The sequence below is a fragment of the Nonomuraea sp. NPDC050691 genome (assembly GCF_040654455.1).
GTDB lineage: Bacteria > Actinomycetota > Actinomycetes > Streptosporangiales > Streptosporangiaceae > Nonomuraea.
This window is the reverse complement of record NZ_JBFAIA010000018.1, coordinates 1-26,282: the sequence shown is the minus strand read 5'-3', so window position 1 is coordinate 26,282 and position 26,282 is coordinate 1. Positions and strand designations below refer to the sequence as shown.

Here is a 26,282-nt window from a genome sequence, read left to right as displayed (position 1 = left end):
ACCGGCTGTCCAGAGAGTGAGAGGCTGTCCCCCGCATGTACGTGTGTGTCTGTCGTGCCGTGACCGAGAACGAGGTGCACGACTGCATCGCCTCAGGGGCGCGGACGGCTCGCCAGGTGCGCGACACCACTGGTGCCGGTGGGGACTGTGCCTCTTGTGTCCGGAAAATCTGTGCGATGCTGAAACGGTCTGAGGAACTGACGACCGCATAGCACGAGGGGCCCGTCCATGCAGGGCGACAAACAGATCATCGAGCTGCTCAACGAGCAGTTGACGGCGGAGCTCACCGCCATCAACCAGTACTTCCTGCACGCCAAGATGCAGGAGAACTGGGGTTACACGAAACTGGCCAAGCACACCCGCGACGAGTCGATCGACGAGATGCGGCACGCCGAGCGCCTGACCGACCGCATCCTCTTCCTCGAGGGGCTGCCCAACTACCAGCGGCTCGGCACGCTGCACATCGGGCAGACCGTCGAGGAGCAGCTGAAAGCCGACCTGGAGGTGGAGCTGGCGGTGGTGCAGCGGCTGCGCCCGGGCATCCAGCTCATGCGCGAGAAGGGCGACGTCACCTCGGCCCGCATCTTCGAGGAGATCCTGGCCGACGAGGAGCACCACATCGACTACCTCGAGACGGAGCTGGCGCTCATCCACAGCCTGGGGGAGCAGCTCTACCTCGCCCGCTACACCGAGCCGCCGAGCGTCTGACCCGTGGCGCGACACGCCGCCGCGCGACACGCCCGCCGGGGCTCCTCCGGCGGGCGTCGCCGTTTTCTGGAGAGGCTCGCGTGATTTCCGGGACGGGCGTGGCGGGATGGAAAGAACAAGACCGTACATTTCTCGCGGTTTTTCTTCCGCGACACGCCCGGGCGCGAAACGCGCGCGCCACACGGCATTTCGCGCCCTCCCGGGATCTGATTCTGCGCGCCGGCCGCCAATCGCGGTAATTTAAGCCCGGCTAACCGATATTTATCAGCGTTTGCCCAGGTCAATGGATAGGTCAACGACGAGTCAAACCGTGCGCTGTGCCCGGGAAACGATCGCCTAAGGTCCTACGATCGCTTCATGACCTGCGTACTTCTCGCCGAGGATGACACCTCGATTTCCGAGCCGCTCGCGCGCGCTCTGCGCCGTGAGGGCTATCAGGTTGAGGTGAGCCCTGACGGCCCGCAGGCCCTGGAAAGGGCTCTGTCGGGTGGCATCGACCTGATCGTCCTTGACCTCGGTCTGCCAGAAATGGACGGACTGGAGGTCGCCCGCCGGATCCGTGCCGAGGGACACGGCACTCCGGTTCTCATACTCACCGCCCGCGTCGACGAGGTCGACACGGTCGTCGGCCTCGACGCCGGCGCCGACGACTACGTCACCAAGCCGTTCCGCCTGGCCGAACTGCTCGCCCGGGTGCGCGCGCTGCTGCGGCGGGGCACGTCCGAGACTCCGGTGGTCCAGGGCGTGCGCATCGACGCCGACTCCCGCCGCGCCTGGATGGGGGAGAAGGAGCTGCATCTGACGACCAAGGAGTTCGACCTGCTGCGCGTGCTGGTGCGCGACGCCGGCAAGGTGGTCACCCGCGAGCAGATCATGCGCGAGGTGTGGGACACCAACTGGTGGGGTTCCACCAAGACGCTCGACATGCACATCTCGTGGTTGCGCCGCAAGCTGGGCGACGACGCGGCCAAGCCCCGCTACATCACCACCGTCCGGGGAGTCGGCTTCCGCTTCGAACGCGAGTAGGCGATGCGCCGCCGCCTGCTCACCTCCACTCTGGTCGTCGCGGTCATCGCGGTTCTGCTGCTGGGGGTCCCCCTGGGCATCGTGGTCAGCCGCCTGATCGTCGACGAGGCGGCCCAGGAGCTCAGGGCGGAGGCGACGCGACTGGTGGGGGAGGTGGAGTACGCCCGCATCCAGGAGGCGCCGCTGGATCCTCAGCAGCTCGAACAGAAGTATCCCGGCCGCTACATCCAGATCTACGAAAGAGCGAACCCTCCCAAGGCGACCATCGTCGGCAGGGCATCGCCGCCCGGCCACCAGATGGCCGAGGACGCCCAGTCCGAGAACGGCATCTATGTCCGGGTGAGCCGCGACCGGGACCAGGTCGAGCAGGACGTCCGAGCGCGCCTGCTGCTGATCGTGGCCCTCGCCGTCGCGGCTCTCGCGGTGGCCGTCGGCCTGGCCATCGTGCAGTCGCGCCGGTTGACGCTGCCGCTGCTCGACCTGGCCAAGATCGCTGAACGGCTGGGCTCCGGCGACGCCCGGCCCAGCAGACACCGGTACGGCATACCCGAGCTGGACCAGGTGGCCGAGGTGCTCGACCGCAGCGCCACCCGCATCTCCGACCTGCTCACCCGGGAGCGGGAGTTCGCCACCGACGCCTCCCACCAGTTGCGCACCCCGCTCACGGGGCTGACCATGCGGCTGGAGGAGATCGTCGCCTCCTCCGACCAGCCCGCGGTGGTCCGCGAGGAGGGCGAGGCGGCCATCGTGCAGGCCGAGCGTCTCACGGCCGTCATCGACGAGCTGCTCGCCGCGGCCCGCCGCCAGCGTCACGCGCAGGCCGAGCCCGTCGCCATCGACGAGGTGCTGATCCAGCAGATCACCGAGTGGGAGCCGGTCTTCCGCGGCCTGGACCGCACCCTGCTGCTGGAGGGCACCCGCGGGCTCAAGGCGCTGGCCACCACCGGTGGCTTCGGGCAGGTCATCGCCACCCTGCTGGAGAACTCCCTGCGCCACGGCGGCGGCACCGTCGTGGTCACGACCACGCAGGGCGACAGCTACATCGTCATCGAGGTGGCCGACGAGGGGCCCGGCATCGCCGACGACATCGCGCCCAGGGTCTTCGAGCGGAACGTGAGCGGGGGAGGCGGCACGGGCCTCGGCCTGACGCTCGCCCGGGCACTGGCCGCGGCCGACGGTGGCCGGCTGGAGCTGGTGCGCCGCCGCCCGGCGACGTTCGCGATCTTCCTGCGGCCCGCGGACGAGAACAACCGGACGCGGGTGGTCAGCGGACCCGCGTGACTCAGCGGTCCTGGCGGACCTCGGCGTCGGGCAGCTCCGCCGGAATCGGCTCCGTGGCCTCCAGGAACACCCACCGCTTGTACGACCAGTAGCGGAACAGCGTGCCGAGCCCGACGCCGATGATGTTGGCGACGTTGAGGCTGAACAGGTCGTGCAGGTGCAGGGTGTACTTGGTGAAACCGATCACCAGCACGCCGAACAGCAACGCGATGCCGTTGAGCAGGAAGAACAGGAAGTACTCGCGGCGGAGCCCGCTCTGCTCGCGGTGGCGGAAGGTCCAGAACCGGTTGCCCGCGTACGCGAAGGTGGCCGAGATGGCCGTGGCGAGCACCTTGGACGTCATCGGCCCCCAGTCGAGGACGAGGAACGCGTTGTACATGCCCGTGTCGATGACGAACGCGACGGCCCCGATCACCCCGAACTTGGTCAGCTCGTGCAGCAAGGACGAGAACCGCTGGTAGAGGACCCTGATGAAATCCACGTCTCCGGCTCGGTCCTTCCTGCTCCGCGTCCTGACTGCCAGGTGTCCGCGTACGTGACAATTGCCCGCAGCCGGGCCTGACCACTCCAGCGTACTGGTGGACACCCCGCGCACGGTCCCGAGCGGGAAAGATCGGGGCCCCTACCAACACCCCCATGAATATGGGCTTATGCCCGGACAAATGTGAATCTTGGGTATTACGCTGCGGAGTCAGATCATCGGCGCGTCCCGCGCGCCGATGTCGGGCTCAGACGGACCGCCGTTCCCACGGCCACGACCCTCGGGACCCCACCGTGCCGTTACGACTGCTCACGCTGCTCGCCGGCCTCTGCCTGCTGGCGGCGGGATGCGGGGGGACGACGCCCGCCGACGTCGTGCCGGCCGAGCAGGAGCCGTCCACGGCCGCGACCTCCCCGCCGCCCCGGGTGGACGCGACCACGGCGGAGCCCGCGTTCGGCGTGCTCACCGAGCTCGACGAGGCCTGGGAGCAGCGCGACTGCACCACCATCGCCGACCTCACGGCGTGGGCGGAGAAGCCGCTGGGCGGCCGTGCCTGCGAGGGCACCCGGAACGGCCGCCCAGCCCTCTACAGCGACCCCGTCTTCTTCCTGCCGGACGAGCCCGGCTGGTTCGCCGCGCTGGCCAGGAAGCCGTCGCCCGCGTACTTCGTGTTCGTCTTCGAGGACGGGCGCTGGCGGCTCGGCGCGGGACCGATCCCCGCGCGCGGCGAGCCCGTCCGGCCCGGCGAGACCGGCGTCGCGGCCGACCCCGACCTGGCCACCGAGGCCGCGCTCGTGCCGCAGCGCCATCTCACCTACCTGACCGATCCGGCCGGCGTGAACGGCGTGCGCTTCCCCGCCGGCGACCCCGTGCGCGGCCTGCTGGCCGAGATCCTCGCCCGGCCCGCCCAGGTCAGGCCGGACCGGCTGGACATCGACGTCGAGCTGGTCGACGGGCCGGCGCGCGCCGTCGCGCTGTCGGCCGACTCCATGCTGGTCTTCGACGTCGTACGGCTCACCTACCGGCAGCGGCCCAAGGCCGGGAGGACGGCGCTCAAGCACCCCCTGGACGGGGTGTCGCCGGAGGGCACGGAGCTGGTGGAGCTGGCCAGCGTGCTGAGCGCCACGAAGGGCCTGACGACCGTCGGGACGCGCCGCGGCGTCGCCGACTGACCGCACCGGCGGACCGCACCTGCAACCGGCCTGGCCTCGCCGACTGACTGCCTGGTAGGGGCGGGTAAGCTCACGACACGTGAGTTCCTACCGCCCCATCGGCCCGGTCGTCGGCATGGTCGGCGCGGGTCAGCTCGCCCGGATGACCCAGCAGCCCGCCATCGCTCTCGGAGTGGAGCTGCGGGTCCTGGCGAACGCGCCCGACGAGAGCGCCGCGCGCGTGATCGTCGACACGCGGATCGGCGACTACCGCGACCTGGCCGACCTGCGCGACTTCGCCAAGGGCTGCGACGCCATCACCTTCGACCACGAGCACGTGCCCACCGAGCACATCAGGGCGCTGGCCGCCGACGGCTTCACCGTCCACCCCGGCGCCGACGCGCTCGTCCACGCGCAGGACAAGGCCGTCATGCGCGAACGGCTGACCGCCATCGGCGCCCCCTGCCCCGCCTGGGCCCGCGTGTCCGGCGTCGAGGACGTCACCCGGTTCGCCGGCGAACACGGCTGGCCCGTGGTGCTGAAGGCCGTCAGGGGCGGCTACGACGGCCGCGGCGTGTGGGTGTGCCGCTCGGCCGAGGAGGCCGCCGAGGCGTTCGCCACGGGCGTGCCGCTGATGGCCGAGGCGTTCGTGCCGTTCGAGCGGGAGCTGGCCGTCCTCGTGGCGCGCTCGCCGCACGGCCAGGGCGTCAGCTACCCCGTCGTCGAGACCGTCCAGCAGGACGGCATCTGCGTCGAGGTGCTCGCCCCCGCGCCCGGCCTCGACCCGGAGCGCGCCGCGCAGGCGCAGAACATCGCGCTCGGCATCGCCCAGGAGCTCGGCGTGACCGGGTTGCTCGCGGTCGAGCTGTTCGACTCGGGTGACGCGCTGGTCGTCAACGAACTGGCCATGCGTCCCCACAACAGCGGCCACTGGACCATCGAGGGCGCGCGCACGTCCCAGTTCGAGCAGCACCTGCGGGCCGTGCTCGACCTGCCGCTCGGCTCGCCGGCCATGACCGCGCCGGTGGTCGTCATGGCCAACCTGCTCGGCGGCGACGACCCCGACCTGTTCAAGCGGTACGAGCACGTGATGGCCCACGACCCGGGCGTCAAGGTGCACTTCTACGGCAAGCAGGTGCGGCCCGGCCGCAAGATCGGGCACGTCACCGCCGTGGGCGACGACCTCGACGAGGTCCGCGCCCGCGCCCGCCACGCCGCCGTCTACCTGACCACGGGGGAGTACACGTGACCCGGACCCTGACGCGCGCGTCGACGGAGGTGGCGGCGTGAGCGTCGGCATCGTCATGGGCAGCGACTCCGACTGGCCCGTCATGCGGGCGGCGGCCGAGGCCGTGGCCGAGTTCGGAGTGCCGTTCGAGGCCGACGTGGTGTCCGCGCACCGGATGCCGGCCGAGATGATCGACTACGGCCGGCAGGCGGCCGCGCGCGGCCTCAAGGTCATCATCGCCGGTGCGGGCGGCGCGGCCCACCTGCCGGGCATGCTGGCCTCGGTGACGCCGCTGCCGGTCATCGGGGTGCCGGTGCCGCTGAAGTACCTCGACGGGATGGACTCGCTGCTGTCGATCGTCCAGATGCCCGCCGGGGTGCCGGTGGCCACGGTCGCCGTGGGCGGGGCGCGGAACGCGGGGCTGCTGGCCGTGCGCATCCTGGCCGCCGCCGACCCGGAGCTCCAGCGGCGCATGGAGGAGTTCCAGGGGCGGCTGAAGGAGCAGGCATACGCCAAGGGCGAGCGCCTGCGCGCCGAGGCGGCCACCCTGGGCGCGCAGCCTCCGTCCGCCGAGGGCTGAAGCGGCATGGGCCTTCCGTAGTTCCGTAGCTTCTGAGGGAAGCCATGGCGGCCTTCTGGCGGAAGCCATGGCCAGCAAGACGCCGTGACGGCGGCCCGCCGTCACCCGGTCAGCGGGCGTCTTCCTGGAGGCCCCCAGCCCCGTGCGGTGGGTGGTGGCCAGCTTGGCTGTGCCGTAAAAGATAGAAAAATCATGGTCGGCCGAGCGCCCGGTAATGCCAGCCCGCGGACCGCCACGCCTCGGCGTTGAGCGCGTTGCGGCCGTCCACGATCCGGCGGGTGGCCACGGCGGCGCCCAGCTCCTCCGGGTCCAGCTCCACGAACTCCTGCCACTCCGTCAGCAGCAGCACCACGTGGGCGCCGCGCACCGCCTCCAGCGCCGACTCGCCGTACTTCAGCTCGGGATGCGCCTTGCGGGCGTTGTCCAGCGCGATCGGGTCGTAGACCGTGACCCGGCCGCCCTGGTGGCCGATCGTGACCGCCACGTCCAGCGCGGGCGAGTCGCGGATGTCGTCGGAGTTCGGCTTGAACGCGGCGCCCAGGACGCCGACCGTGCAGCCGTGGAAGGAGCCCCCCGCCAGCTCGCGGGCCAGGTCCACCATGCGGGCGCGGCGGCGCATGTTGATGGCGTCCACCTCGCGCAGGAACGTCAGCGCCTGGTCGGCGCCCAGCTCGCCGGCCCGGGCCATGAACGCCCGGATGTCCTTGGGCAGGCAGCCGCCGCCGAACCCGAGCCCGGCGTTGAGGAACCGGCCGCCGATCCGGTCGTCGTACGCCAGCGCCTCCGAGAGCTGCTTGACGTCGGCGTGCGCGGACTCGCAGACCTCGGCCATGGCGTTGATGAAGGAGATCTTGGTGGCGAGGAAGGCGTTGGCCGCGGTCTTGACCAGCTCGGACGTCGCGAAGTCGGTGACGACCATGGGCACCTCGCCCAGCGGCTCGTAGATCTCGCGCAGCACCTTCTCGGCCCGCTCGGAGCGGACGCCGACGACGATCCGGTCGGGCGTGAGGGTGTCCTGGACGGCGTAGCCCTCGCGCAGGAACTCGGGGTTCCAGGCCAGCTCCGCCTGGACGCCGGCCGGGGCGAGCCGGGCGAGCCGCTCGGCCAGGCGGCCGGCGGTGCCCACGGGCACAGTGGACTTGCCGACCACCAGGCACTCCCGGTTCAGGAGCGGGGCCAGGGAGTCGATGGCCGCGTCCATGTAGGAGACGTCGGCCGCGTACTCGCCGCGCTTCTGCGGGGTGCCGACGCAGATGAAGTGGACGTCGCCGAACTCCGCGACCTCCTCGTAGGACGTGGTGAAGCGCAGGCGTCCCGAGTCGAGCCCGCGGCGGAGCACCGGTTGGAGCCCGGGCTCGTGTATGGGCAGCTCACCGTTGTTGAGTCGAGCGATCTTGTCGGCGTCGATGTCGAGGCCCAGGACGTCGAATCCGAGGTCTGCCATGCAGGCCGCATGGGTGATGCCCAGGTATCCGGTCCCGATCACCGTGAGGCGATATGGCACGTGTGAGCTCCTTTCGATGCGCCAGGGCATGTTACCGGCCCGCGTTATCTCGTTCTGTGCCACCTGTGCCATTTCACAAACCGTACCCGCTGGTAACAAACTGGTCGGACGTCCTAGTATCTGAGCATGAGCTTCCCTCTCTATGCGCCCGCCGAAGAGCACGACATGCTCAGGGAGACGGTCCGGGCCCTCGCCGACGAGAAGATCGCCCCGCAGGCCGCCCAGGCCGACGAGACCGGGGAGTTCCCCTGGGACGTCTACAAGGCGCTCGTCGCGGCGGACCTGCACGCCGTCCACGTCCCCGAGCAGTACGGCGGCGCCGGGGCGGACGCGCTCGCCGCGGTCATCGTCATCGAGGAGGTGGCGCGGGCCTGCGCGTCGTCCTCGCTCATCCCGGCCGTCAACAAGCTCGGCACCGTGCCGCTGCTCCTGTCGGCCTCCGAGGACCTCAAGGCCCGCTACCTCGCGCCGGTCGCCCGGGGCGAGGCGATGTTCTCGTACGCGCTGTCGGAGCCCGAGGCCGGCTCGGACGCCGCGTCCATGAAGACCCGCGCCGTCCTCGACGGCGACCACTACGTGCTCAACGGCACCAAGATGTGGATCACCAACGCGGGCGTGTCCGAGTACTACACGGTCATGGCCGTGACGGACCCGTCGGCCGGGGCGCGCGGCATCTCCGCGTTCGTCGTGGAGAAGTCGGACGCGGGCGTCTCCTTCGGCCCGAAGGAGCGCAAGCTCGGCATCAAGGGGTCACCGACCCGCCAGGTCATCCTGGACGACGTCCGCATCCCCGCCGACCGCCTGATCGGCGAGCCGGGGACGGGCTTCAAGACCGCCCTCGCCACGCTCGACCACACCCGCGTCACCATCGCCGCCCAGGCCCTCGGCATCGCCCAGGGCGCCCTCGACTTCGCGATCGGGTACGTGAAGGAGCGCAGGCAGTTCGGCAAGCCGGTGGCGGACTTCCAGGGCGTGCAGTTCATGCTCGCGGACATGGCCATGAAGCTGGAGGCGGCCCGGCAGCTCACCTACCACGCGGCGGCCAAGTCGGAGCTCGCCATGCACGGGCAGCCGCAGAAGGACCTCACCTTCCTGTCGAGCGCCGCCAAGTGCGCCGCCTCGGACGCCGCCATGGACATCACCACGGACGCGGTACAGCTCCTGGGCGGGTACGGGTACACGACGGACTTCCCGGTGGAGCGCATGATGCGCGACGCCAAGATCACCCAGATCTACGAGGGCACCAACCAGATCCAGCGCATGGTGATGGCCCGGCAGCTCCTCAAGTAGGTCCATGACCTGCAGAAACCCGGGGCTGAGCGCGTAGGGCCCCGGGTTTGGTATGCCAGTCGAGCGGTTCGGAAGAGCGCTGTTCCGTCGCTGTTCCGTGATCACTGGGCAAGAGGCCGGTGAGCTGTCATGATCGCAGCCGTGGACATCGACGGCTTCTGGGAGCTGGTGGAGCGTTCGGCCCGCGAGACCGGGACCCGGCAGGCACGAGTGGCATGGCTGAAGAACCAGCTCTCCGGCCTGCCCGCCGAGGAGATCGTGGACTACGACGTCTGGTTCACGGTATGCGCCAACCGGGCCTGCTCCTGGGACATGTACGCGGTGTTCTGGACCATCACCGGATTCGGGTCGTCCGATGGTTTCGAATACTTCGTGAACTGGCTGATCAGCCGTGGCCGTGATGCCTTCGAGAAGGTCGCCGACTGCCCTGACCGGATTCTTGAGCTGCCGGAGGTACAGCGCCTCTTCGAACTGTCGAAGAACTTCTCTCATGAGAGGACGACCTGGGGCCGGGATGGCAAGTTCCGCCTGAGGCGGGTCACTCGCATCCGGCGAGAGCTGTGGCCGAGTGAGGACTACCCCAAGTTCGAGTCCTTTGCCTACGTCACCTTCGAGCCCTACAAGGCGACCGGCCTCGAAACGGACGGCTTGGGGGATGCCGTTCGCGCACGAGGCGTCCACAGCAAGTTTCCCTTTCTGACCTACCACGCCGAGCCCGATGGAGAGGAGTGGGATTTCGCTGACGAGGCGGAGTTCGCTCGTCGTCTTCCACGGCTTGCGCGGCACTACGGCCTTACCTGATGAGCCCTGGCAGCGAGATCCGCTTGACAGGGGGATGCGTCGAGTGTCGGGGCTTGATCTCAATCCTGGCCCGCTTCTCCTCGACGAAACGCCGTAATCTGCGACACTCGGGATATGAGGCGCACGGCGTACGCGTTCGGTGAACTCTTTGGACTGCTGCGTGTTCTTCGCTTCCTCCCGGTACGGGTCAGCTATTTCCGGAAACTCCGCCCCGCTCGCGCCACTTCTTCAGTCACCGAACATGTCACCGCCCTGCGCCGCGACGGGGTGGTGATCATTCCTGATTTCCTCGACGCGGAGACGATCGCCCGGATGCGCACGGCGGTGCCGGACCCGGCGGAGTTCGACGAGTCGCCTGAGGGCGACGGCGCGCTGCGCTACCCGAAGGCGGCCGAGATCGAGGCCTTCGCCCCGTTCTTCGATGAGGAGACCGTGCCGTCCATCGTGCGCGGCTACCTGTCCCGGACGGCCGAGCCGGTGCGACGCACGGTCGGGCTGAAAGTACGCACCGGCCCCATCCCGACCTTCGAGACGAGCTACCACATCGACACGTGGAAGCTACGCGTGAAGGCCTGGCTCTACCTGGAGGACGTCGGCCCGGAGAACGCCCCGACCGTCTACCTGAAGGGCAGCCACCGGGGCGCCTGGCGGCTGCTCCACGAGGCCCGCCACCACGACTGGTTTCGGGTGGATGAGGAGGGCTTCGCCGACGAGGACGTCTTGTACGTCGGCGCGTTGTGGCCGCACGAGGTGGCCCGCCTGCGCGCCGCCTACGGCTTCGAGGAGGTCGTCTGCACCGGCAGGGCGGGTACGTTACTGCTGTTCGACGGCCGCGGCCTGCACCACGCGACCACGCTGGAGTCGGGGCGGCGGTTGATCCTCACGAGCTACTGGGTCCATCCCGATGCCTGACTGGATCCGGCCGCCCTCGGGCGACGGACCGAAGGTGATCATCCACTCGACGACCGACCTGAAGGGCGACGCGCAGTCGCCGGGCGATCCTGGCGCGTACGTCGAGGCCCGTTCGGTCTACCTCGCCCGGCCTGGAGACCTGGTGGTGGGGCGGGGCGCCGCGTTCCGGGAGGCGCTGGCCTTCCACGGCGCGCGCGGCCTGGAGGTGCCGCGCCGCCATTACCACCTGTCCCACGACCTGCTCACGGCCCGTCCTCCGACGCTGCTCGGCTGGTCGCGGTTTTCCGTGTACGCCCTGGACGACCCCACCATCGCGCTTCTGCGCTGGATCCTCGACCGGTCGGGCCTGCCGTACCTGGAGGTGGACGCCAACCCGCCGCACCTTCTGACCACCTGGTCGGACAAGACGTTGCTGCACCCCCACGTGGATGACGCCGCGGACGCGGCCACCGAACGGGACCAGGCGCCGGTCCTGCGCGACCACGGCGTGGAGGTGCCCGTGCTGCCCGGATACGCCGTGCACGACCGGGCCGGCCTGCGGCGGGCCGCCCGGCTGCTTCGCGAGCGGCACGGCGTGACGCGCGGCTGCCTCAAACCGGCCCAGGGCTCCGGCGGCTACGGCATCCGGCCCGGCCTCGATCTGACCGGCGACCTGCCGGTCCCGGTGAACGGCCCGCACGTCCTGGAGGCCCACCTCGACTACCTGGCCGCCCCGTCCGCCCGCCTGGGCGCCGAGGGCGCGACGTTGCAGCTCATGCGCGGCACCACGTGCGCCGGCAACGTGCTGGTCGACGCCGACCGCCACCCCGGCCTCACCCGAGCCCAGTACGCCGCGATCGGCGAGGTCATGGCCCGGCTGCCCGGCGAGCTGGTCACGATGGGCGTGGACTTCGGCGTCGGCCGGGTCGACGGCCGCGCCGGCGGCCGGGTCGTGCTGGCCGTGCAGGACCTCAACCCCACCCCGACCGCCGCCGACCTGACCCGCGCGCACGCCCTCCGCCACAACGCGCGTTACGCGGCCACCCGCGTGCTCGTCCCCGAGGGCGGTCTGGCGGACCTGGCGCGGTACGGCGAGCCGATCGCCGCGGTGCCGGGGAAATGGGGCATGATCGCCGCCACCGGGGACAGTCCCGAGGAGGCGGTGCGGGCGGTCATGACAGGCGGTCGGCCTCGGCCGCGAACCACGCGGGCGGAATGAGCTCGGCGTTGCCCCGGGCCGCCTCGGCGGTGCGCCGCAGGTGGTGGGCGGTCGCCGCAGTGTCGCCTTCTGCCAGTGCTCCCGCGGCCTCGGCCAGGGCGCGGGCGGCCAGTGCGTCCATACCGCCCCACTGCTCCAGCAGGTCGGCCGCCTCGGTGGCGGTCGCCACCACCTCCGGCACCCGCCCGGCACGCCAGTACGCCCAGGTCAGGTTGAACAGGCATAGGCCCTCGACCTCGATCGTCTCGACCTTCGCGCCCTCGTGGCGGCCCAGCAGGAAGATCTGGATGGCCTCGTCGACCAAACCGAGCCCGAGATGGGCGATCCCCTCGATGCTGCGCACGTAGCCGACCGCCTCCGGGATGCCGGAGCGCTCGTAGGTGAGCAGCGCCCGCTCGCAGGCGTCGATCGCACCCTGCCAGTCCTCGGAGACCAGGCAGACGATGCTGCGAGCGTCGGCGGCCCGGCCGCGCAGCAGGTCGTCGGGGTGGCGGCCGACCAGCTCGTCCAGCTCGTCGGCGACCGCGCGGGCCAGCGCGGCGTCACCGGCGTAGCAGTGGGTCAGGCACAGCCCGAGCAGGGCGTGCGCCTCGTGCACCCAGTCCTCGTTCTCGCGGGCGATCGCGATGGCCAGAGTCAGCGTGGTGACCGCCTTGGGGGCCTGGCGCTGCTGCCGGTGGGCCTTGCCGAGCTGGAGCAGCGAACGTTGCTGGCGCTGCAGGTCGCCGATCTCGGCAGCCACCTCGAAGGCCTGCTCCAGCAGCGTCACCGCCTGGCTGAACGGGCCGCCCCGGATGCGGGCGATGCCCAGGCCGAGGTAGTGCATGGCCATCGCCTCGGGGTCGGTCAGACGGCCTTCGAGCTGCGTGTGCATCCAGACCGCCGCCGCGACCGAGCCCTGGAAGATGAGGAACTCGTCGAAGGAGCCCAGCACCCGGGCCGCCGCGTCGAAGTCGCCGGCCTTCACGCGGTGCTCGAACTCGTAGCGCTGGAAGGTGACGTCGTTGAGGGAGCGCCAGTCGGCCTCGGGCACGGCCTCGGCCGCGTACCAGGAGGCGACCTGGGCGTCGAGCTCGCGCTGCCGCTCCGCCGGGAGGCGGGCGTAGATGAGGTCGGCGTCCATGGGGTGCAGGGCGAAGGTGCGGGTCGTGCGGTCGACGCCGACCAGCTGGGCGCGGGCGAGCTGGCGCAGCGTGGCGGGCACGTCCAGGCCCGGCAGTATCCAGGCCACGGCCCGGGCGGGCACCGGGCGGCCGAAGACCGAGAGTACGTTCATGACCCCACGGCCGTCGTCGTCGAGTCGGTTGTACTGGTCGCGGACCAGGTTGCCGAGCACGTCGCCGCGCTGGGCGAAGGTGGCCAGCAGGTCGTCGAGCGTCGGCAGGGTCAGGTAGTCGTCGGCGAGCGCGCCCACCACCAGTTCCAGGGCGCGCGGAATGCCGTGCACCCGCTCGGCGGCCCGCGCGAGCCGGTCCGCCCGAATGTCCCTGATCCCGATGTCGCCGCTACGGTCGAGGTCGCGCAGCAGCTCGACCGCGTCGTCGGTCGGCAGCCCCTCGACGAGGTTGACCCGCACGTCGAAGCGCAGCAGCTCCGGTGGCAGCGCCAGCGGGATCTGCGTGGTGACCAGCACGCACGGCGCCCGGCGGGCCCGGAACAGGATGTCGAAGAAGACACCCAGCTCGTCGTCCAGCTCGCCGCCGTCGCCGAGCTTGTCCTCCATGTTGTCGAGCAGGATGACGTAACGTGCGTCGGACATCGCGGAGAACAACTCGTGGACGCGGTCGGCCAGCGACCGCTGGTTGCGCCAGACGGCGTGGAGGCGGTCCTCCTCGCCCTCGCCGAGCACCAAGGCGCAGTCCATGAAGATGCGTTCGATGGTGATCTCGCTGGTGCGCGTGCTGAGGCAGACGATGCCACGCGGCAGCGGGTTGTCGCCCCCGTGCGGCCAGACGCCGTTGGCCAGCAGGTCGAGCACCTTGGCGGCCAGCGCGCTCTTGCCGATGCCGCGCCGCCCGACAATGGTGATCAACCGGGTGCCGGGGTCGCTGAGGTACTGGCTGATCAGGGCCCGCTCCCGGACCCGGTCGCGGAACAGGTCCAGCCCGAAGGCGACCGGGATGCCGATCATCCGGCACGACACCGCCGGCAGTTCCTCCGGCACCCGGCCGGTCTCGAGGCCGAAGCGCTCGATGACGTCCTGGATGGGAGTGGCGTAGAGCAGCGGCAGCGCGCGCCGCGCGTCGGTGGCCGAGGAACGCAACCGGGAGCGCACCTGCTCGATCAGCACGCCGATGACCACCCCGGCCGGGGACTCGACCGGACTGCCCGAGTAGCCCTCGTAGTCGTCGGCCTCGGTGTCGACCAGGAGCTGGTGGGCTTCGAGCTGGAAGCCCTTGGCGTTGACGAACAGCCGCCGCACCGCCGCGACGCGGCCGTCGAGCAACGGGTCGTTGGGGTGCGGCTGGGTGGAGACCTGCCAGCGGGAGTTCAGCTCGGCCGGTCCGGGCCGCAGCCAGAGCCCGGCCTCGTCGCGCAGGTGCAGCACAGCGACGTCCAGCGCGGGGTCCACCTCGACGCGCGCCACTTCGAGGCTCTCGCGCGGCAGCACCAACCGGATCAGCGAGGCGTCGACCGGCTGGCCGTCCCGCCCGCGTACGACATGATGGGCGGTCGCCGCCACCCGGGGCCCGATCGTGAACCCACACCCCCGAGGTCTGCCGTCGACCAGGATGCGGCCGACGGCGTCTTTGCGGTCGGCCTTCACCGGTCCCTGCGGTAGGTGAGCGTGACCTCGAACGTCGCCCCCGCCGAGCCTCTGGTGAGGATCGCGCCGGCCTCGGCGGTCAGCGTCACGCCGAAGGTCGCCTCCAGCTCGTCGAGGGCCCAGCCGGTGACCTGCGGGATGGCCCCGACGGCCCCGGCGATGGCCTGCGCGCCCTGCTCGACCGCGCGCGCGACGTCCTTCGATCGCTCGATGAAAGGCTCGGCGAAATTGCTGCCCCAGCCGATCTCACGACCGTCCTCGGTCACCACCTGGACGAGGATTTCCGACATCGAGATCTCCCTGCTGAACAAGGCCCCGGAGAAATTCCCAACGTATCTTATTCACCTTGGGTCGTGATGGGAAGGATAATTTTCGGCCAGTATATTAATGGCCGCCGGAATAGTGATATTCCTTCCTGAAAGTATGACAATGAGCCGTCCGTTCACCGCGACCTTCCCGGCCAGTACCGCCGCGATCCCGCAGGCCCCCGCACCCTCCACGACCAGTCCGTGCTCGGTGAACAACCAGCGCATCGCGGTGTGGATCTCGGCGTCAGTGACCGCGGTCAGCTCGGCGCGGCCCCGGATCAGGTCCGGCGTGAGGCAGCCCTCCTCGATGTTGCCGGCGATGCCGTCGGCGATGGTGTCACCGATGACCTGGGGCTCGATGCGCCCGGAGGTCACGGCGGCCGAGACCGCCCGAGACACCGCCGACTCGACGCCCACCACGCTGACGTCGCCCCGGCCCTCCGCCCACAAGGCCAGCCCGGCCACCAGCCCGCCGCCGCCGACCGGCGCGACGACCGTGAGCGGTCCGGGCGCCTGGACGTCCAGTTCGCGGCCGATCGTGGCCTGCCCGGCGATCACATGGGTGTCGTTGTACGCCGACACGTACCGCCCCGGCAGGGTGAGGGAGTGGGCCTCGGCGGCGTCGAAGTCGTCGCCGTGCCGGACCAGGGTGATGGGGTAGGCCGCCATCTTGGCCACCTTGGCCGGAGATGCCTTGGTGGAGACGACGACGGTGACGGGGGTGCCGGTCAGCGTGGCGGCGTAGGCCATCGCCAGGCCGTGGTTGCCGGCGCTCGCCGTGACGGCCGCCTCGCCGCCGGGTAGCACGGCCAGGGCGGCCAGCGCTCCGCGTACCTTGAACGAGCCGGTGGGCTGCTGAGTCTCGGCCTTCAGGAACGCGCCGGGGGCCAGCGCGGTCGGCAGCAGGGGGGTGGGTGGGAGCACGGCGGAGACGTGCTCCCACGCTCGTTCCTGATCGGCGGTGGTCGGCGCGGTGACTGAGCGAGAAGGCATGCGCCCATCATGCGTCGGCCGGGGCGTTCGATTGAGGGCTTCGGAGGGCTCGAAAGGGCCCGCAGGTGCAGAGCAGATCAGGAGCTTCAAAAAGCCGGGGAGGAGTATGGTTCTGTAAGCGCCGCGGCCGAAAGCGAAAGATCCTCCTCGTCGGCCTGAACCGCCTCTACGGGCACCAATATCACCTGATGCGGTCCCCGAGTTCACGTGCGGGCTGCGAACACGTGATCGTGCAGGAGGAGCAGCGTCCCCGTATCCGCCTGCCATGGAACGACAAGCACGTCGGCGGCGGTGGCGAGCGCCGCGAGGAGCGGACGGCCGGGTCAGGTCGGCGCGGGTACCGACCGGGCCTCCGCTCGAGCGATGCGCGCCTTGACGTCGCGGAAGTGCAGCCGCATCGCCTCCCGGGCGGCCCGGGTGTCCCGAGCGCGAAGCGCCGCCACGATCCGGCGGTGGTTGACGACGATCTCCGCGGTCCGCTCCTCCGGCGGCCCGAGCGTCGGCTCGACCTGGTGGTAGACGTCCCAGAACAGGCCGATCAGCTGCAGCACCAGCTCGTTGCCGCACGACTTGTACAGCAGCGCGTGGAATGCCCGATCGGCTTCCCGGTCCCGGTCCATGCCGTTGACCAGGGCGTCCAACGCGGCGAGCCGGGCGACGCTGGTGCTCTGGGCCACCTGGCCGATCAGTTCGGTCTCGAGCAGCTCGCGTACCTCGACCAGGTCGTGCAGCGCGCGGATCCCGCCGCCCGGTCCCGAACGCACCCGGAAGGCGAGCGACGGCGTCAGTACGTCGAGCGACGCGTGCCCGACGAACGTCCCGTGACCGTGCCGGATCTCCACGATGCCCAACGCCTTGAGGGCCCGCACGGCCTCGCGGACGCTGTTCCGGCTCGCCCCCAGCAGATCCGTCAACTGCACTTCGGTCGGCATCGGCGCCCCGGGGGCCAGTCCGCGCTCGTGGATCAGGGCGACGATGCGCTCTTGAAGCGACGCGCCGTCCCGCGTACGCATGCTGCCTCCAGGCTCGTCGAAGACCTTGAGCCAACATCCCACCTCTCGGTCCCGCAAGGCGAGGTGAAGCGGGAAAGTTCACATCGACGACATGGAGGGGCCACCGGATGGACGTGGCCTGGTAGCCGCCCCCTCAAGACGCCGGGGGGCTCCCGGCGTGGTCGTCCCGCTGCTCGTCCGGGATGTCGGCGGCCGGGCCGACAGGACGTGGGATGTCCTCGACTGCTCGGTGGTCACCATCGGCGTCCGGAGGCCGTCAGGACGCGGCGATGGCGCTCGCCGGGATCGGGCGAGCGCCATCGCCGAGCGCTACGTCTCCCCTCAGCCGGCCTGGTCGAACGGCAGCCGAAGCCCGAGCTGACCGCCGATCGGGAGGTTCCGCCGTCGGATCAGGTCCAGCTCGGTGCCGGTGAGAGCGCGCCGGTAGACGCGCACCTCGTCCAGCGTCCCGTGGAAGCGATCCACACCGTCCATCCGCTGTCCGATGTGGATTCCGCCGAGCCCGAACTCCTTGCCGAGGGTCAGCGAACCGGCCGGCGCCGCCGCCGACGAGACCTGCTCGCCGTCCACCAGGAGCCGGAGCTCGCCGCGTACCCGCTGGAGCACCACGAAGTGCCACTGCCCGTCGTTGTACGCGTTCGGCGACTGTACGGTCACGTTGAACCGGTCGACGGAGAGGACCGCCCGGATGCGGTTGCCGGCCGGTTCGGCCCGTAGCCACAGCGCCGGCGGGTTGGTGCCCCGGTTCACCCGGTGGAACCAGAGGATCGCGTGCGCCCCGGCCTTGTCCGAGTACCGGATCCAGGAGGTCAGCGTGAAGTCCCTCCCGCCCAGGTCGATGGAGTCGTCGAACGCCACCTCCACCCGGTCGTCCACCCGGTCCAGGGCCAGCCCGTCGCCGAACCGCCCGTCGGTGGTCTGCGCGCCGCCGCGGACGTACGCCTCGTTGCGGTACGGCGACTTGTCCGGCGTCGTCGGGCCGGGCGCCGGGGGCCCGGGGATGCCGGGCGGGGTGCCGTTCGGCGTCTCCAGGTACGCCTCGTTGAACCGCGCGAACCGGATCTGCTCGTAGGGAGTGACGTTGCCGGCCTCGTACATCAGGGCGGCCTCGTCACCGTCCAGACGCACCATGTCCGAGTACGCCGACGGCCCCCAGGAGAAGACCTTGCCTTCGTCCCAGGTGTCGAAGTGGCGCCCCTCGTCGGAGGACGACCGGATGCCCATCGCTTCCCGGGCGCCCGGGTGCATCGGCGAGGAGAAGAGGACGCGCTCTTCGCTGAACCGCAGCAGCGACGCCTGGACGTCGGTCGTCGCCAGCGCCGGCATGGTGCGGAACGGGGCGTCCCACGTCTCGCCGCCGTCGCTGCTGGTCGCGTACGCCCGGCTGCCTTCGTCGGTGCCGCGCTCACGGGCCGAGGCGTAGATCCGCCCGTCGGTGAGCTCGACGACGGTGACCTCCTGGGCGATGACCGTGCCGTCGTCGCGGAACGTCTCGGCGCCGATGTTCCAGGTCGCGCCGCTGTCGTCGCTGTAGAGCAGGTGCGTGCCGTAGGCGTGCTTGCCGACCCGGTCCCAGCTCTCGAAATTCGCCCCGACGACCAGCCGGCCGGCGTGCGGGCCGCGCTGGAGCTGGATGCCGTGCATCGGGCCGGTGGCGTACCAGAAGTTCCACTCCGGACGCTTGCCCTCGGTCATCTCCCTGGCGGCCGACCAGGTCGCCCCGTGGTCGTCACTGAACTGCACCCAGGGGTCGCGGTCACAGCCGTTCGGGCACGGCTCCGCGCCGTTGTGGGTGCTCACCAGCACGACACGCCCGGTGCGCTCGTCAACGATCGGCACCGGGTTGCCATGGGTGGTGCCGTTGCCCTCCGAGACCACCTGCAGTGGTCCCCAGGTCCGCCCGCCGTCGGCGGAACGGCGCAGCACGAGGTCGATGTCCTCGTCGTCGCCGCAGTCCTTCACCCGCCCCTCGGCGAACGCCAAGAGCATGCCGTTCGTGGCCCGCACCACCGCGGGGATCCGGAAGCAGCCGTATCCGAAGTCGCCCTGCTTGTAGAGCACCTGCTCGTCCACGAACGGTGCGGTGTCGGCGGTCGTGCCGGCCTGGAACGTCTCGGCCGGCGTAGCGGACGCCGGCGCGGTGAATGCGCTGGCGAGTAAGCCGGCGAGCACCATTAAGGCGCCCACATGGCGGCGGCGGGAGCGCCAGGTACGGCCCTTCGGGGGGTGGCCATCGTGCATGTCCTCGCCCTTCGTTGACGGGAGGAGATCGTGATCGGACATCCTACGTCCAACGTCGGATGTCCGATAGTGGACAATGAGGCGTCGAGCACTCGGCCAGCCGCGCGCGTGAACGGTGCGAAAACCTGGTCGTCGTGGCAGTCATGGCATCCGTGATGGTGGCGCAGGACGTCGCCGCCGCCGCTACGACCACCGCCGCCCGGCCCCGCATCGGCGACGTCCAGCAGGCGCTGAATGTCGTGGCGTGACGGTCGGATCAGAGGGCCACGCCGTCGATGCCGATGATGCGTTCCATGCCCAACCGGCACAGCAACTCGGTGGGCCCGAGGTTGCGTCGGCCGTACTCCTCGGCCTGGCCGGACGGCACATAACGCTCGGCGAGCCGGGTGGTCCAGGCGAGCAGGTCATCGGGGGCCTGCTCCACCCGCACGGGGCCGCGCACGGTCACGAAGGCGTACGGGAACTCCTCGCGGTCCACGGTGAGCGCGGCGCGCGGGTTGGCGCGCAGGTGCCGGCCCTTGACGCTGCCGCGCCCCGTGGTGAAGACCAGGTCGTCGCCGTCCAGCACGAACCACAGCGGTGCCACGTGCGGGGCGCCGGAGGACGAGGCGGTCGCGAGCTTGCCGGTGCGCGTGCCGGCGACCAGGAAATCGATCGCCTCCTGCCTGGACATCTCCTGCATGGTCCTATGTTCGCAGGTGGGCGCGGGCGTGGGGCGGCCCTCGTCCGCGTGTCGCGCAGGTGCGTGGCGGGCTTGATCACGGCGATCCGGCCACCTCCGCGAGTGACCACGTGCGACCCCCGCGAGTGAGCACGTTTCGCCTCCCTCAGCTGTCGTGACCGCTTCTGCCGCCTCGTGGCCCGCTGCCCCGAACAGCGCGGATGCCGTCGAGCAGGAGGCGCGGTTCCAGAAGCTGCGCGCCCAGGGGTACCGGCCCGTCGCCGTGGACGTCTCCGGTGGTGGGCGGTACGCCGCCGTGTGGGTCAAGGACGGCGTGCGACCCTGGGCGATGTTCCAGGGCATGTCGGCCAAGGGGTACCAGCAGCGGTTCGACCAGGCGTTGAAGAGCGGGATGCAGCCGGTCTCCGTGTCGGCCACCGGGGCCGGTGACGGCGCGCGCTTCGTGGCCGCCTTCGCGAAGACCGGCGCGAAGTTCTTCGCCGAGCACGGGCTGACCGGCAGCCGGTTCGCCGCGGCCAACGCCTCCGCCAAGAGCCGCGGGTACGCGCTCACGTCGGTCGACGCGTACGGCACGGCCGGCGACACCCGGTTCGTGGCCGTCTGGACGCAGGGGACGAGTGGCGCCTGGGACTACACCACCGGCAGGACGCTCTCCCAGCACGAGGCCGACTTCAAGTCCCGGATGAAGCAGGGGTATCGGCCGACCGAAATCGCGGTGGCGCCCGACGGCACCTACACGGCCGTGTGGCGCAAGGACGGGCTGAAGTCGTGGGCCCACTACGTCGAGATGAGCGGCTCGGGCTACCAGAAGCGCTTCGACCAGCTCAAGACCAAGGGGCTGCGCCCGGTGCAGGTGGACGGCGAGGGCGGCCACTACGCCGCCATCTTCGAGGCCGCCGGATAGGACGACCTGCCCCGGTCGGTCGGCGGGCTCGCCTGAGGTGAGCCCGCCGGGGTCCGGTTCCACCCAGGCCATCCGAGGTCCGGTTTCAGGCGGGCCGGAGCCCGCCTGCCCGTCCAGGACGCGTCCGATGTCCGGTCGGGCGGGCGCCGCCCCGCCACCGCCCTCACCGGGCGAGGACGTCGACGTTTCCTGTTGTGCTCTTCGCCACGATGGTGCGGTCGCCGCGGGTGTCCTCGACCTCCGACCGCTCGTCGCCGTACCGGCTCTCCGCCGTCACCGTGTACGCCCCCTTGGGCACCGTCGTCCTGACGTACCCGTCGTGGGACATCACGTCCACCTGCGACGGCGACATGGCGAACGACAACCGGACGGTTCCCTCACGGGTCCGCACCCGCACGCTCGCCGACTTCAGCCGCTCGCCCGCGACCAGCCCGTCGTCGCTGTTGAGCCGCAGCCTTCCGGACGTCCCGTACGCCTTGATCGGCCCGTGCGACGACACGTCCGCGTCCTGGGTGAGGTCGTCGAGGATCACGCCCTCCTCCGCCCCCTCCACGACCAGCCGCACGCCGGGCGGCACCCGGACGTGGTAGCGGGCCCCGCAGTCGCCGAACACCACCGTGCAGTCGGCGCCGAGCCGCAGCGTCCCGTCCTTGAGCGACCAGGACGCGTTGCCCTCGTCCGCCGCCTTGCCGCGTACCCAGCGGTCGACGCGCACCGTGCCCGGCTCGCCCGGCAGGATCCGCAGGCCGCCCATCGCGCTCCTGACGGTGAGCTGCCCGCCCGCGTGTACGAACGTGCGGCTGCCGTGCACCTCCTTCGCGTCCAGCTCGACCCCGCAGCCGCTCGTGACCGTCGCGAGCAGGGCCACCGCCGACGCCGCCGCCATCGCCTCCAGAATCCGTCTCATGGGGTGATCGTCGTCCGGCGGCGCCGCTCCGCCATCGGCCATCCGGCCGAGTCGGCATCCGCCGTTCGGCCGCATTTCGGCCGCGCCTCCGCCGAGATCCAGGCGCCCAGGCCGAGATCCCAGGGCCGAGACAGCTCAAGGCCGAGACAGCTCAAGGCCGAAAGCCGCAGGGCCGAGGTCTCTGGAAAGCGGTCAGAGGGCGGCGAGGAGTTTGCGCACGTGCGACAGCGGGTCGGCCCCCATCGGCCGTACCGCGACCGTCGTCGCCCCCGCCTCCCACAGCGCCCGCACCAGCGCGGCCGCCTCCTCCGGAGACCCCGCCGCCATCGCGACCTCCTCGGGCGCCACCCCCAGGAACCCGGCCTGGCCCTCCGCCGCGGGCCGCATCACCTCGCGGGCGTCGTCGCCGACACACAGGTGCGTGAACGCCACCAGCTCGTGGTCGTCCGCGGCCCCGATCTGCTCGAGGATGCCGGGGATCCGGGCCGGCTCCAGGCCCTCGGGGATGATCGTGCCCTGCGCCACGCGGCCGGACAGCGCGAGCGAGCGCGGCTTCACCACCCCGGCCAGGACGGGCGGCGGCTCGGCGGGCGGGTGGACGAGGGTGACTCCGTCGAGGTGCACGGCCTGGCCGTGCAGGGTCACGGTCTCGCCGCGCAGCAGCGCCCGCACCGACGTGATCGTTTCCTCCAGCAGCGCGATCGGCGAGGGTGCGGCGGCGCCGACCTGCCGCATCCAGTCCTGGACCCCGTGGCCGATGCCGGCGGCGAGCCGTCCGGGGTGCAGGCGGGCCAGATTGGCCAGTTCCATCGCCAGCAGCGCCGGGTTGCGCAACGGGGCGGGGGTGATGCCGATGCCGACCCGCAGGCGCTCGGTCACGGCCAGCGCGGTCGCGGCCGAGGACACGGCGCCCGTCCATCCCAGGTCCTCCACGACCCACAGGTCGGCCACGTCCAGGCCGTCCAGCTCGCGGGCGAACGGCACCAGCAGCTCCGGCGCCAGGTCGCGGTCGAACATCACTCCGAGCCTCACAGCAGGCCTCCCGTGTCACGTCGGTCTGGCGGCGCGGCCGTCCGCTGGTCCTGCCCGCCCACGGAACGATCCCGGATGGAGGAGGGGGACGCGCTGGGGCGGCCGTCCGGCCTCCGAGTATCCAGTACGGGGGACGGCCGCCGTTCGGGCGGGGCCGCGCCGCGGGGCATTCACGCAGACGAGCGCAGGGGAAGGAGTCCGGAGGAGGGTGAGGGATCTCCGGTCAGGCCGCCGCGGCCGACAGGGCCGAGCAGGCCTCCTCGATCGACGAGGCCGTCTCGAAGTGACGGTCCAGGTTCGTGATCGTGAACAGATGACTGATCATGCCGTCCACCAGCACGAGAATCATCCTGCCGCGTACGTGATGAACGTGGTTGAAGGCGTTCACCAGCACACCTAGTCCCACCGAGTCGCAGAACGGGACCTCTGTCAGGTCAATGACCACGTTGGCCGAGTCGCTCCTGGTGAGGACGTGGTCCAGTTCGGCCCGCAGTCGCGGGGCTCCGGCCACGTCGAGATCACCGACAACGCGCACAACCGTACAGGGGTCCTCCCGCCAATACTTGACCACCATGACGCATCAAGTGCCCGGAGTAAGGACACATATGCCTATTTCTTGCATATGTTCTGAGTTGCCGTTTTCGTAGTCGGTGTGGCGCTTGACGAGGGCTTCGCCCCCGGCGTCTCCAGAACCGGTTTCTGGATCTTGGGCTGGTCGCCGCCCGCGATGACCTCGATGCCCTTGACGTCGTCGGCCTCGCGCAGCTCCGCGCCGGGGATCGCCGCCGCGACGGTCCGGGCGGAGTCCTCGCGGTCGGGGGCGTAGCGGATGACGGTCTTCTTGTAGTCCTTGCGTGGGGTGTTGCCCGGCTGGTCCGGCACCCGGAACCCGGCCGCCACCAGCGCCTCCTTGGTCCGCGCGCCGAGCCCCGTGACGAGCGTGCCGTTCTTGACCGTGAGCGCGATGCGCTCCGGCGGGATCGACTCGCCGGCGGGCTTGGCGGTGGCGGTCGCCGAGGCGGAGGAGGACGGCGCGGGGCTGGGCTTGACGAGGTTCTCGTCGGCGGCGATCCGCCGGAACAGCTCGCGCGCCGCCACGTCGTCCCACAGCACCGCGGACTCGCCGGTCGGCGCCTTGAAGTCGACGTTCTTGAGGGGCACGTCGGCGAACGCGACGTCGTCCAGCGACACGTCGCGCATCTGCGTGGCGAGCCCCATCAGACCGTCGTCGGGATCGACCTTGATCGTGCGCAGCGTCGAGTTGACGAACCCGGCCAGCTTGGCCGGGTTGGTGAGCGTGCCGGCGCTGAGGGCGCGGTTCAGCAGCGCGGAGATCACCTGCTGCTGCCGGTCGATGCGGTCGAGGTCGGAACGGGCCGTGGCGCGGGTGCGGGCGTAGCCGAGCGCCTGGGCGCCGTGCAGCTCATGGGTGCCGGCGGTGAGCGTGAGCCCCGCCTTGGGGTCGTTGATGGGCACCGGGGTGCAGACCGTGACGCCGCCGAGCGCGTCCACGACGTCGATGAAGCCGAGGACGTTGACCTCGATGTAGCGGTTGATGGACAGCCCGGTCACCTGCTCCACGGTCTCCTTGGCGAGTCTCGGCCCGCCGAACTGGTACGCGGAGTTGATCTTGTGCTGGCCCTTGCCCGGGATGGTCGTCCAGGTGTCGCGGGGGAGGCTCACCACGGTGATCTTGCGGTGGTCCTCGGACAGGTGGATGACCATCATCGTGTCGGTCCGCTGCCCGGCCTCGCGGCCCAGCTTGAGCTGGTTCTGCTGCTTGCGGGTGAGGTCGTCGCGCTTGTCCACGCCGACGAGCAGGATGTTCATCGCGCCGCGGGACACCGGCTCGGTCACCCCCGCGTCGACCGTGCCGATCTGCCGGGGGGTCGCCCACACCACGCCGGTGCCGACGAGCACGCTGGCGGACAGCAGGCCCGCGACGATCAGGTTGCGCCGCCGCGCCTTCGCGCCGCGCCCCGGCCTGCGCTTGCGACCGGGTGGGAGCCTGACGCCGCCGTAGGCGTCGCCGCCCACATGCACCCCAGCGTCCTCCGCGCCCGGGTCGCGCATCCCGTCCCCCTCGTGTTCCGCCGCGAGGATCGGGCTTTCGATTGCCCTCCTCCCCTGCTCGTACAGTAGCGTGAGCCCCGCCATGAAGCAGTTCCCCGACTCGCCGCACGCGCCAGCGGAGACCCGTAGCTGGCCGCCCATCTCCGTCGTGATGCCGGTCCTCAACGAGGAGCGGCATCTTCGCGAGGCCGTCGACCAGGTCCTCGCCCAGAGCTACCCCGGCGCGATCGAGGTCGTCCTCGCCGTGGGACCGTCCCAAGACCGCACCCAGGAGGTCGCCGACGCCATCGCGGCGGCCGACCCGAGGGTCGTCGTGGTGCCCAACCCGACGGGCCGTACCCCCAACGCCCTCAACGCGGCCATCGCGGCCTCGCGCAGCGGCATCGTCGCCCGGGTCGACGGGCACGCCATGCTGCCGTCCGACTACCTGCGGGTGGCGGTCGAGACACTGGAGGAGACCGGCGCCGACAACGTGGGCGGCGTCATGGCGGCCGAGGGCGTCACCGCCTTCGAACAGGCCGTCGCCTGCGCCATGACGTCCAAGATCGGCGTGGGCGCCGCCGCCTTCCACGTGGGCGGCACGGCGGGCCCGGCCGACACCGTCTACCTGGGTGTGTTCCGGCGCTCCGCGCTCGACCGGGTCGGCGGCTACGACGAGCACTTCCAGCGCGCCCAGGACTGGGAGATGAACCACCGCATCCGTCAGAGCGGCGGCCTGGTGTGGTTCCAGCCCCGCATGCGGGTGACCTACCGGCCCCGGCCCAACGTCAAGGCGCTGGCCAAGCAGTACTTCCACTACGGCCGCTGGCGGCGCGTCGTCTCGCGCACCCACGAGGGCACGATCAACCTGCGCTACCTCGCGCCGCCGGCCGCCGTGCTCGCGATGGCGCTCGGGCTGATCGTGTCGCCGTTCTTCCCGCTCGGGCTGATCATCCCGGCGGGTTACGCGCTGGCCATCGCGGGCGGCTCGGTGCTCACGGGCAGCGGCTACCCGCCGGCGGTCAAGGCCAGGCTGCCGCTGGTGTACGCCACCATGCACATCTCGTGGGGCTGGGGCTTCCTGACCAGCCCGCGCAAGCTGGCCCGCCCGTCGCCCCAGCAGGGCCACCTCTCACTCCACTGACCCACCCGTCCCGGGCGCGCGTCACCCCTCTTCTCAGGGGTACGCGCGCCCTCCCCCGGTCAGCGTGGGCCGGATGTAG

The 26,282-nt window shown here is 70.9% G+C and carries 25 protein-coding genes; 13 read left to right on the top strand and 12 right to left on the bottom strand.

The features are described from left to right. Positions 1-35 precede the first annotated feature (35 nt). The 4 genes from AB0H81_RS10680 (at position 36) to AB0H81_RS10665 (ending at position 3,015) form a co-directional block, all read left to right on the top strand. Complete coding sequence (locus AB0H81_RS10680; protein WP_358372187.1) at positions 36-212, top strand: (2Fe-2S)-binding protein; 177 nt, start codon at positions 36-38, stop codon at positions 210-212. A gap of 16 nt (positions 213-228) precedes the next feature. Then, positions 229-708: a bacterioferritin gene (gene bfr / locus AB0H81_RS10675; RefSeq protein WP_358372184.1), complete on the top strand. Its 480-nt coding sequence runs from the start codon at positions 229-231 to the stop codon at positions 706-708. A gap of 357 nt (positions 709-1,065) precedes the next feature. Continuing rightward, on the top strand, positions 1,066-1,734 hold the full coding sequence (locus AB0H81_RS10670) for a response regulator transcription factor (RefSeq protein WP_043620820.1): 669 nt from the start codon (positions 1,066-1,068) through the stop codon (positions 1,732-1,734). A 3-nt stretch (positions 1,735-1,737) separates the two neighbouring features. Continuing rightward, the gene (locus AB0H81_RS10665) at positions 1,738-3,015 is read left to right on the top strand and encodes a HAMP domain-containing sensor histidine kinase (protein ID WP_358372182.1); all 1,278 of its coding nucleotides are present in this window, start codon (positions 1,738-1,740) and stop codon (positions 3,013-3,015) included. Between the two features lies 1 nt (position 3,016). Here AB0H81_RS10665 and AB0H81_RS10660 read toward each other — a convergent pair whose 3' ends face one another. Next, positions 3,017-3,496, bottom strand: a complete 480-nt coding sequence (locus AB0H81_RS10660) for a GtrA family protein (RefSeq protein ID WP_358372179.1) — start codon at positions 3,494-3,496, stop codon at positions 3,017-3,019. A 293-nt stretch (positions 3,497-3,789) separates the two neighbouring features. On the opposite strand from AB0H81_RS10660, the gene AB0H81_RS10655 reads away from it, so the two are divergent. From AB0H81_RS10655 to purE, 3 genes are all read left to right on the top strand, one after another. Continuing rightward, a complete protein-coding gene (locus tag AB0H81_RS10655) occupies positions 3,790-4,668 on the top strand; it encodes a hypothetical protein (RefSeq protein WP_358372176.1) in 879 nt (292 codons plus the stop codon). A gap of 79 nt (positions 4,669-4,747) precedes the next feature. Beyond that, positions 4,748-5,896 (top strand): 5-(carboxyamino)imidazole ribonucleotide synthase, encoded by a 1,149-nt coding sequence (locus AB0H81_RS10650; protein ID WP_358372173.1) that lies wholly within the window; start codon positions 4,748-4,750, stop codon positions 5,894-5,896. A 55-nt stretch (positions 5,897-5,951) separates the two neighbouring features. Beyond that, the gene (purE, locus tag AB0H81_RS10645) at positions 5,952-6,455 is read left to right on the top strand and encodes a 5-(carboxyamino)imidazole ribonucleotide mutase (RefSeq protein ID WP_358372316.1); all 504 of its coding nucleotides are present in this window, start codon (positions 5,952-5,954) and stop codon (positions 6,453-6,455) included. 190 nt (positions 6,456-6,645) lie between these two features. Here the strand turns inward: purE and AB0H81_RS10640 are convergent, their stop codons facing one another. Continuing rightward, positions 6,646-7,959, bottom strand: coding sequence for a UDP-glucose/GDP-mannose dehydrogenase family protein (locus AB0H81_RS10640; RefSeq protein ID WP_358372171.1), 1,314 nt, complete (start codon positions 7,957-7,959; stop codon positions 6,646-6,648). Positions 7,960-8,085: 126 nt separating this feature from the next. On the opposite strand from AB0H81_RS10640, the gene AB0H81_RS10635 reads away from it, so the two are divergent. From AB0H81_RS10635 to AB0H81_RS10620, 4 genes are all read left to right on the top strand, one after another. Beyond that, positions 8,086-9,249, top strand: coding sequence for an acyl-CoA dehydrogenase family protein (locus AB0H81_RS10635; RefSeq protein ID WP_358372168.1), 1,164 nt, complete (start codon positions 8,086-8,088; stop codon positions 9,247-9,249). A 141-nt stretch (positions 9,250-9,390) separates the two neighbouring features. Beyond that, the gene (locus tag AB0H81_RS10630; RefSeq protein ID WP_358372164.1) at positions 9,391-10,050 is read left to right on the top strand and encodes a DUF4240 domain-containing protein; all 660 of its coding nucleotides are present in this window, start codon (positions 9,391-9,393) and stop codon (positions 10,048-10,050) included. 114 nt (positions 10,051-10,164) lie between these two features. Then, positions 10,165-10,962, top strand: coding sequence for a phytanoyl-CoA dioxygenase family protein (locus AB0H81_RS10625; RefSeq protein WP_358372161.1), 798 nt, complete (start codon positions 10,165-10,167; stop codon positions 10,960-10,962). Then, positions 10,955-12,160 carry a hypothetical protein gene (locus AB0H81_RS10620; protein WP_358372159.1) on the top strand — a complete coding sequence of 402 codons (1,206 nt, stop codon included), beginning with the start codon at positions 10,955-10,957 and terminating at the stop codon, positions 12,158-12,160. Before AB0H81_RS10625 ends, AB0H81_RS10620 begins: the two co-directional genes overlap by 8 nt. On the opposite strand, the gene AB0H81_RS10615 is transcribed toward AB0H81_RS10620, so the two are convergent. The 6 genes from AB0H81_RS10615 to AB0H81_RS10590 all read right to left on the bottom strand — a co-directional run bounded on the left by AB0H81_RS10615 (position 12,114) and on the right by AB0H81_RS10590 (position 20,155). Then, the gene (locus AB0H81_RS10615; RefSeq protein ID WP_358372157.1) at positions 12,114-14,927 is read right to left on the bottom strand and encodes a trypsin-like peptidase domain-containing protein; all 2,814 of its coding nucleotides are present in this window, start codon (positions 14,925-14,927) and stop codon (positions 12,114-12,116) included. The genes AB0H81_RS10620 and AB0H81_RS10615 overlap by 47 nt on opposite strands. Continuing rightward, complete coding sequence (locus tag AB0H81_RS10610) at positions 14,924-15,217, bottom strand: CU044_2847 family protein (protein WP_358372154.1); 294 nt, start codon at positions 15,215-15,217, stop codon at positions 14,924-14,926. The genes AB0H81_RS10615 and AB0H81_RS10610 overlap by 4 nt, the downstream gene beginning before the upstream one ends. A 51-nt stretch (positions 15,218-15,268) precedes the next feature. Continuing rightward, a complete protein-coding gene (locus AB0H81_RS10605) occupies positions 15,269-16,228 on the bottom strand; it encodes a pyridoxal-phosphate dependent enzyme (RefSeq protein ID WP_358372151.1) in 960 nt (319 codons plus the stop codon). Positions 16,229-16,551: 323 nt separating this feature from the next. Further along, complete coding sequence (locus tag AB0H81_RS10600; protein ID WP_358372149.1) at positions 16,552-17,241, bottom strand: FadR/GntR family transcriptional regulator; 690 nt, start codon at positions 17,239-17,241, stop codon at positions 16,552-16,554. A gap of 321 nt (positions 17,242-17,562) precedes the next feature. Then, entirely contained in the window at positions 17,563-19,482 is a 1,920-nt protein-coding gene (locus AB0H81_RS10595) for a sialidase family protein (protein WP_358372146.1), read from the bottom strand. Positions 19,483-19,738: 256 nt separating this feature from the next. Further along, positions 19,739-20,155: a PPOX class F420-dependent oxidoreductase gene (locus AB0H81_RS10590; protein WP_358372144.1), complete on the bottom strand. Its 417-nt coding sequence runs from the start codon at positions 20,153-20,155 to the stop codon at positions 19,739-19,741. Positions 20,156-20,318: 163 nt separating this feature from the next. On the opposite strand from AB0H81_RS10590, the gene AB0H81_RS10585 reads away from it, so the two are divergent. After that, positions 20,319-21,068, top strand: coding sequence for a hypothetical protein (locus AB0H81_RS10585; RefSeq protein WP_358372142.1), 750 nt, complete (start codon positions 20,319-20,321; stop codon positions 21,066-21,068). A gap of 163 nt (positions 21,069-21,231) precedes the next feature. Here AB0H81_RS10585 and AB0H81_RS10580 read toward each other — a convergent pair whose 3' ends face one another. The 4 genes from AB0H81_RS10580 to AB0H81_RS10565 all read right to left on the bottom strand — a co-directional run bounded on the left by AB0H81_RS10580 (position 21,232) and on the right by AB0H81_RS10565 (position 25,080). Then, on the bottom strand, positions 21,232-21,975 hold the full coding sequence (locus tag AB0H81_RS10580) for a DUF4097 family beta strand repeat-containing protein (protein WP_358372139.1): 744 nt from the start codon (positions 21,973-21,975) through the stop codon (positions 21,232-21,234). A gap of 192 nt (positions 21,976-22,167) precedes the next feature. Beyond that, positions 22,168-23,007, bottom strand: a complete 840-nt coding sequence (locus tag AB0H81_RS10575; protein WP_358372136.1) for an LLM class flavin-dependent oxidoreductase — start codon at positions 23,005-23,007, stop codon at positions 22,168-22,170. A gap of 223 nt (positions 23,008-23,230) precedes the next feature. Next, positions 23,231-23,581, bottom strand: coding sequence for an STAS domain-containing protein (locus tag AB0H81_RS10570; RefSeq protein ID WP_358372134.1), 351 nt, complete (start codon positions 23,579-23,581; stop codon positions 23,231-23,233). 35 nt (positions 23,582-23,616) lie between these two features. Beyond that, positions 23,617-25,080 carry an LCP family protein gene (locus AB0H81_RS10565; RefSeq protein ID WP_358372132.1) on the bottom strand — a complete coding sequence of 488 codons (1,464 nt, stop codon included), beginning with the start codon at positions 25,078-25,080 and terminating at the stop codon, positions 23,617-23,619. Between the two features lie 82 nt (positions 25,081-25,162). Between AB0H81_RS10565 and AB0H81_RS10560 the strand changes: the two genes are divergently transcribed. Further along, a complete protein-coding gene (locus AB0H81_RS10560; protein ID WP_358372129.1) occupies positions 25,163-26,203 on the top strand; it encodes a glycosyltransferase family 2 protein in 1,041 nt (346 codons plus the stop codon). Positions 26,204-26,282 lie beyond the last annotated feature (79 nt).

Excerpts from the sequence above, each read along its gene's own strand:
- AB0H81_RS10595 (WP_358372146.1), bottom strand. The coding sequence starts at position 19,482 with ATGCACGATGGCCACCCCCCGAAGGGCCGTACCTGGCGCTCCCGCCGC.
- AB0H81_RS10590 (WP_358372144.1), bottom strand. The coding sequence starts at position 20,155 with ATGTCCAGGCAGGAGGCGATCGATTTCCTGGTCGCCGGCACGCGCACC.
- AB0H81_RS10570 (WP_358372134.1), bottom strand. The coding sequence starts at position 23,581 with ATGGTGGTCAAGTATTGGCGGGAGGACCCCTGTACGGTTGTGCGCGTT.
- AB0H81_RS10665 (WP_358372182.1), top strand. The coding sequence starts at position 1,738 with ATGCGCCGCCGCCTGCTCACCTCCACTCTGGTCGTCGCGGTCATCGCG.
- AB0H81_RS10670 (WP_043620820.1), top strand. The coding sequence starts at position 1,066 with ATGACCTGCGTACTTCTCGCCGAGGATGACACCTCGATTTCCGAGCCG.
- AB0H81_RS10580 (WP_358372139.1), bottom strand. The coding sequence starts at position 21,975 with ATGAGACGGATTCTGGAGGCGATGGCGGCGGCGTCGGCGGTGGCCCTG.
- purE (WP_358372316.1), top strand. The coding sequence starts at position 5,952 with ATGGGCAGCGACTCCGACTGGCCCGTCATGCGGGCGGCGGCCGAGGCC.
- AB0H81_RS10560 (WP_358372129.1), top strand. The coding sequence starts at position 25,163 with ATGAAGCAGTTCCCCGACTCGCCGCACGCGCCAGCGGAGACCCGTAGC.
- AB0H81_RS10635 (WP_358372168.1), top strand. The coding sequence starts at position 8,086 with ATGAGCTTCCCTCTCTATGCGCCCGCCGAAGAGCACGACATGCTCAGG.
- AB0H81_RS10610 (WP_358372154.1), bottom strand. The coding sequence starts at position 15,217 with ATGTCGGAAATCCTCGTCCAGGTGGTGACCGAGGACGGTCGTGAGATC.
- AB0H81_RS10625 (WP_358372161.1), top strand. The coding sequence starts at position 10,165 with ATGAGGCGCACGGCGTACGCGTTCGGTGAACTCTTTGGACTGCTGCGT.
- AB0H81_RS10620 (WP_358372159.1), top strand. The coding sequence starts at position 10,955 with ATGCCTGACTGGATCCGGCCGCCCTCGGGCGACGGACCGAAGGTGATC.
- AB0H81_RS10600 (WP_358372149.1), bottom strand. The coding sequence starts at position 17,241 with ATGCGTACGCGGGACGGCGCGTCGCTTCAAGAGCGCATCGTCGCCCTG.
- bfr (WP_358372184.1), top strand. The coding sequence starts at position 229 with ATGCAGGGCGACAAACAGATCATCGAGCTGCTCAACGAGCAGTTGACG.
- AB0H81_RS10565 (WP_358372132.1), bottom strand. The coding sequence starts at position 25,080 with ATGCGCGACCCGGGCGCGGAGGACGCTGGGGTGCATGTGGGCGGCGAC.
- AB0H81_RS10605 (WP_358372151.1), bottom strand. The coding sequence starts at position 16,228 with ATGCCTTCTCGCTCAGTCACCGCGCCGACCACCGCCGATCAGGAACGA.
- AB0H81_RS10680 (WP_358372187.1), top strand. The coding sequence starts at position 36 with ATGTACGTGTGTGTCTGTCGTGCCGTGACCGAGAACGAGGTGCACGAC.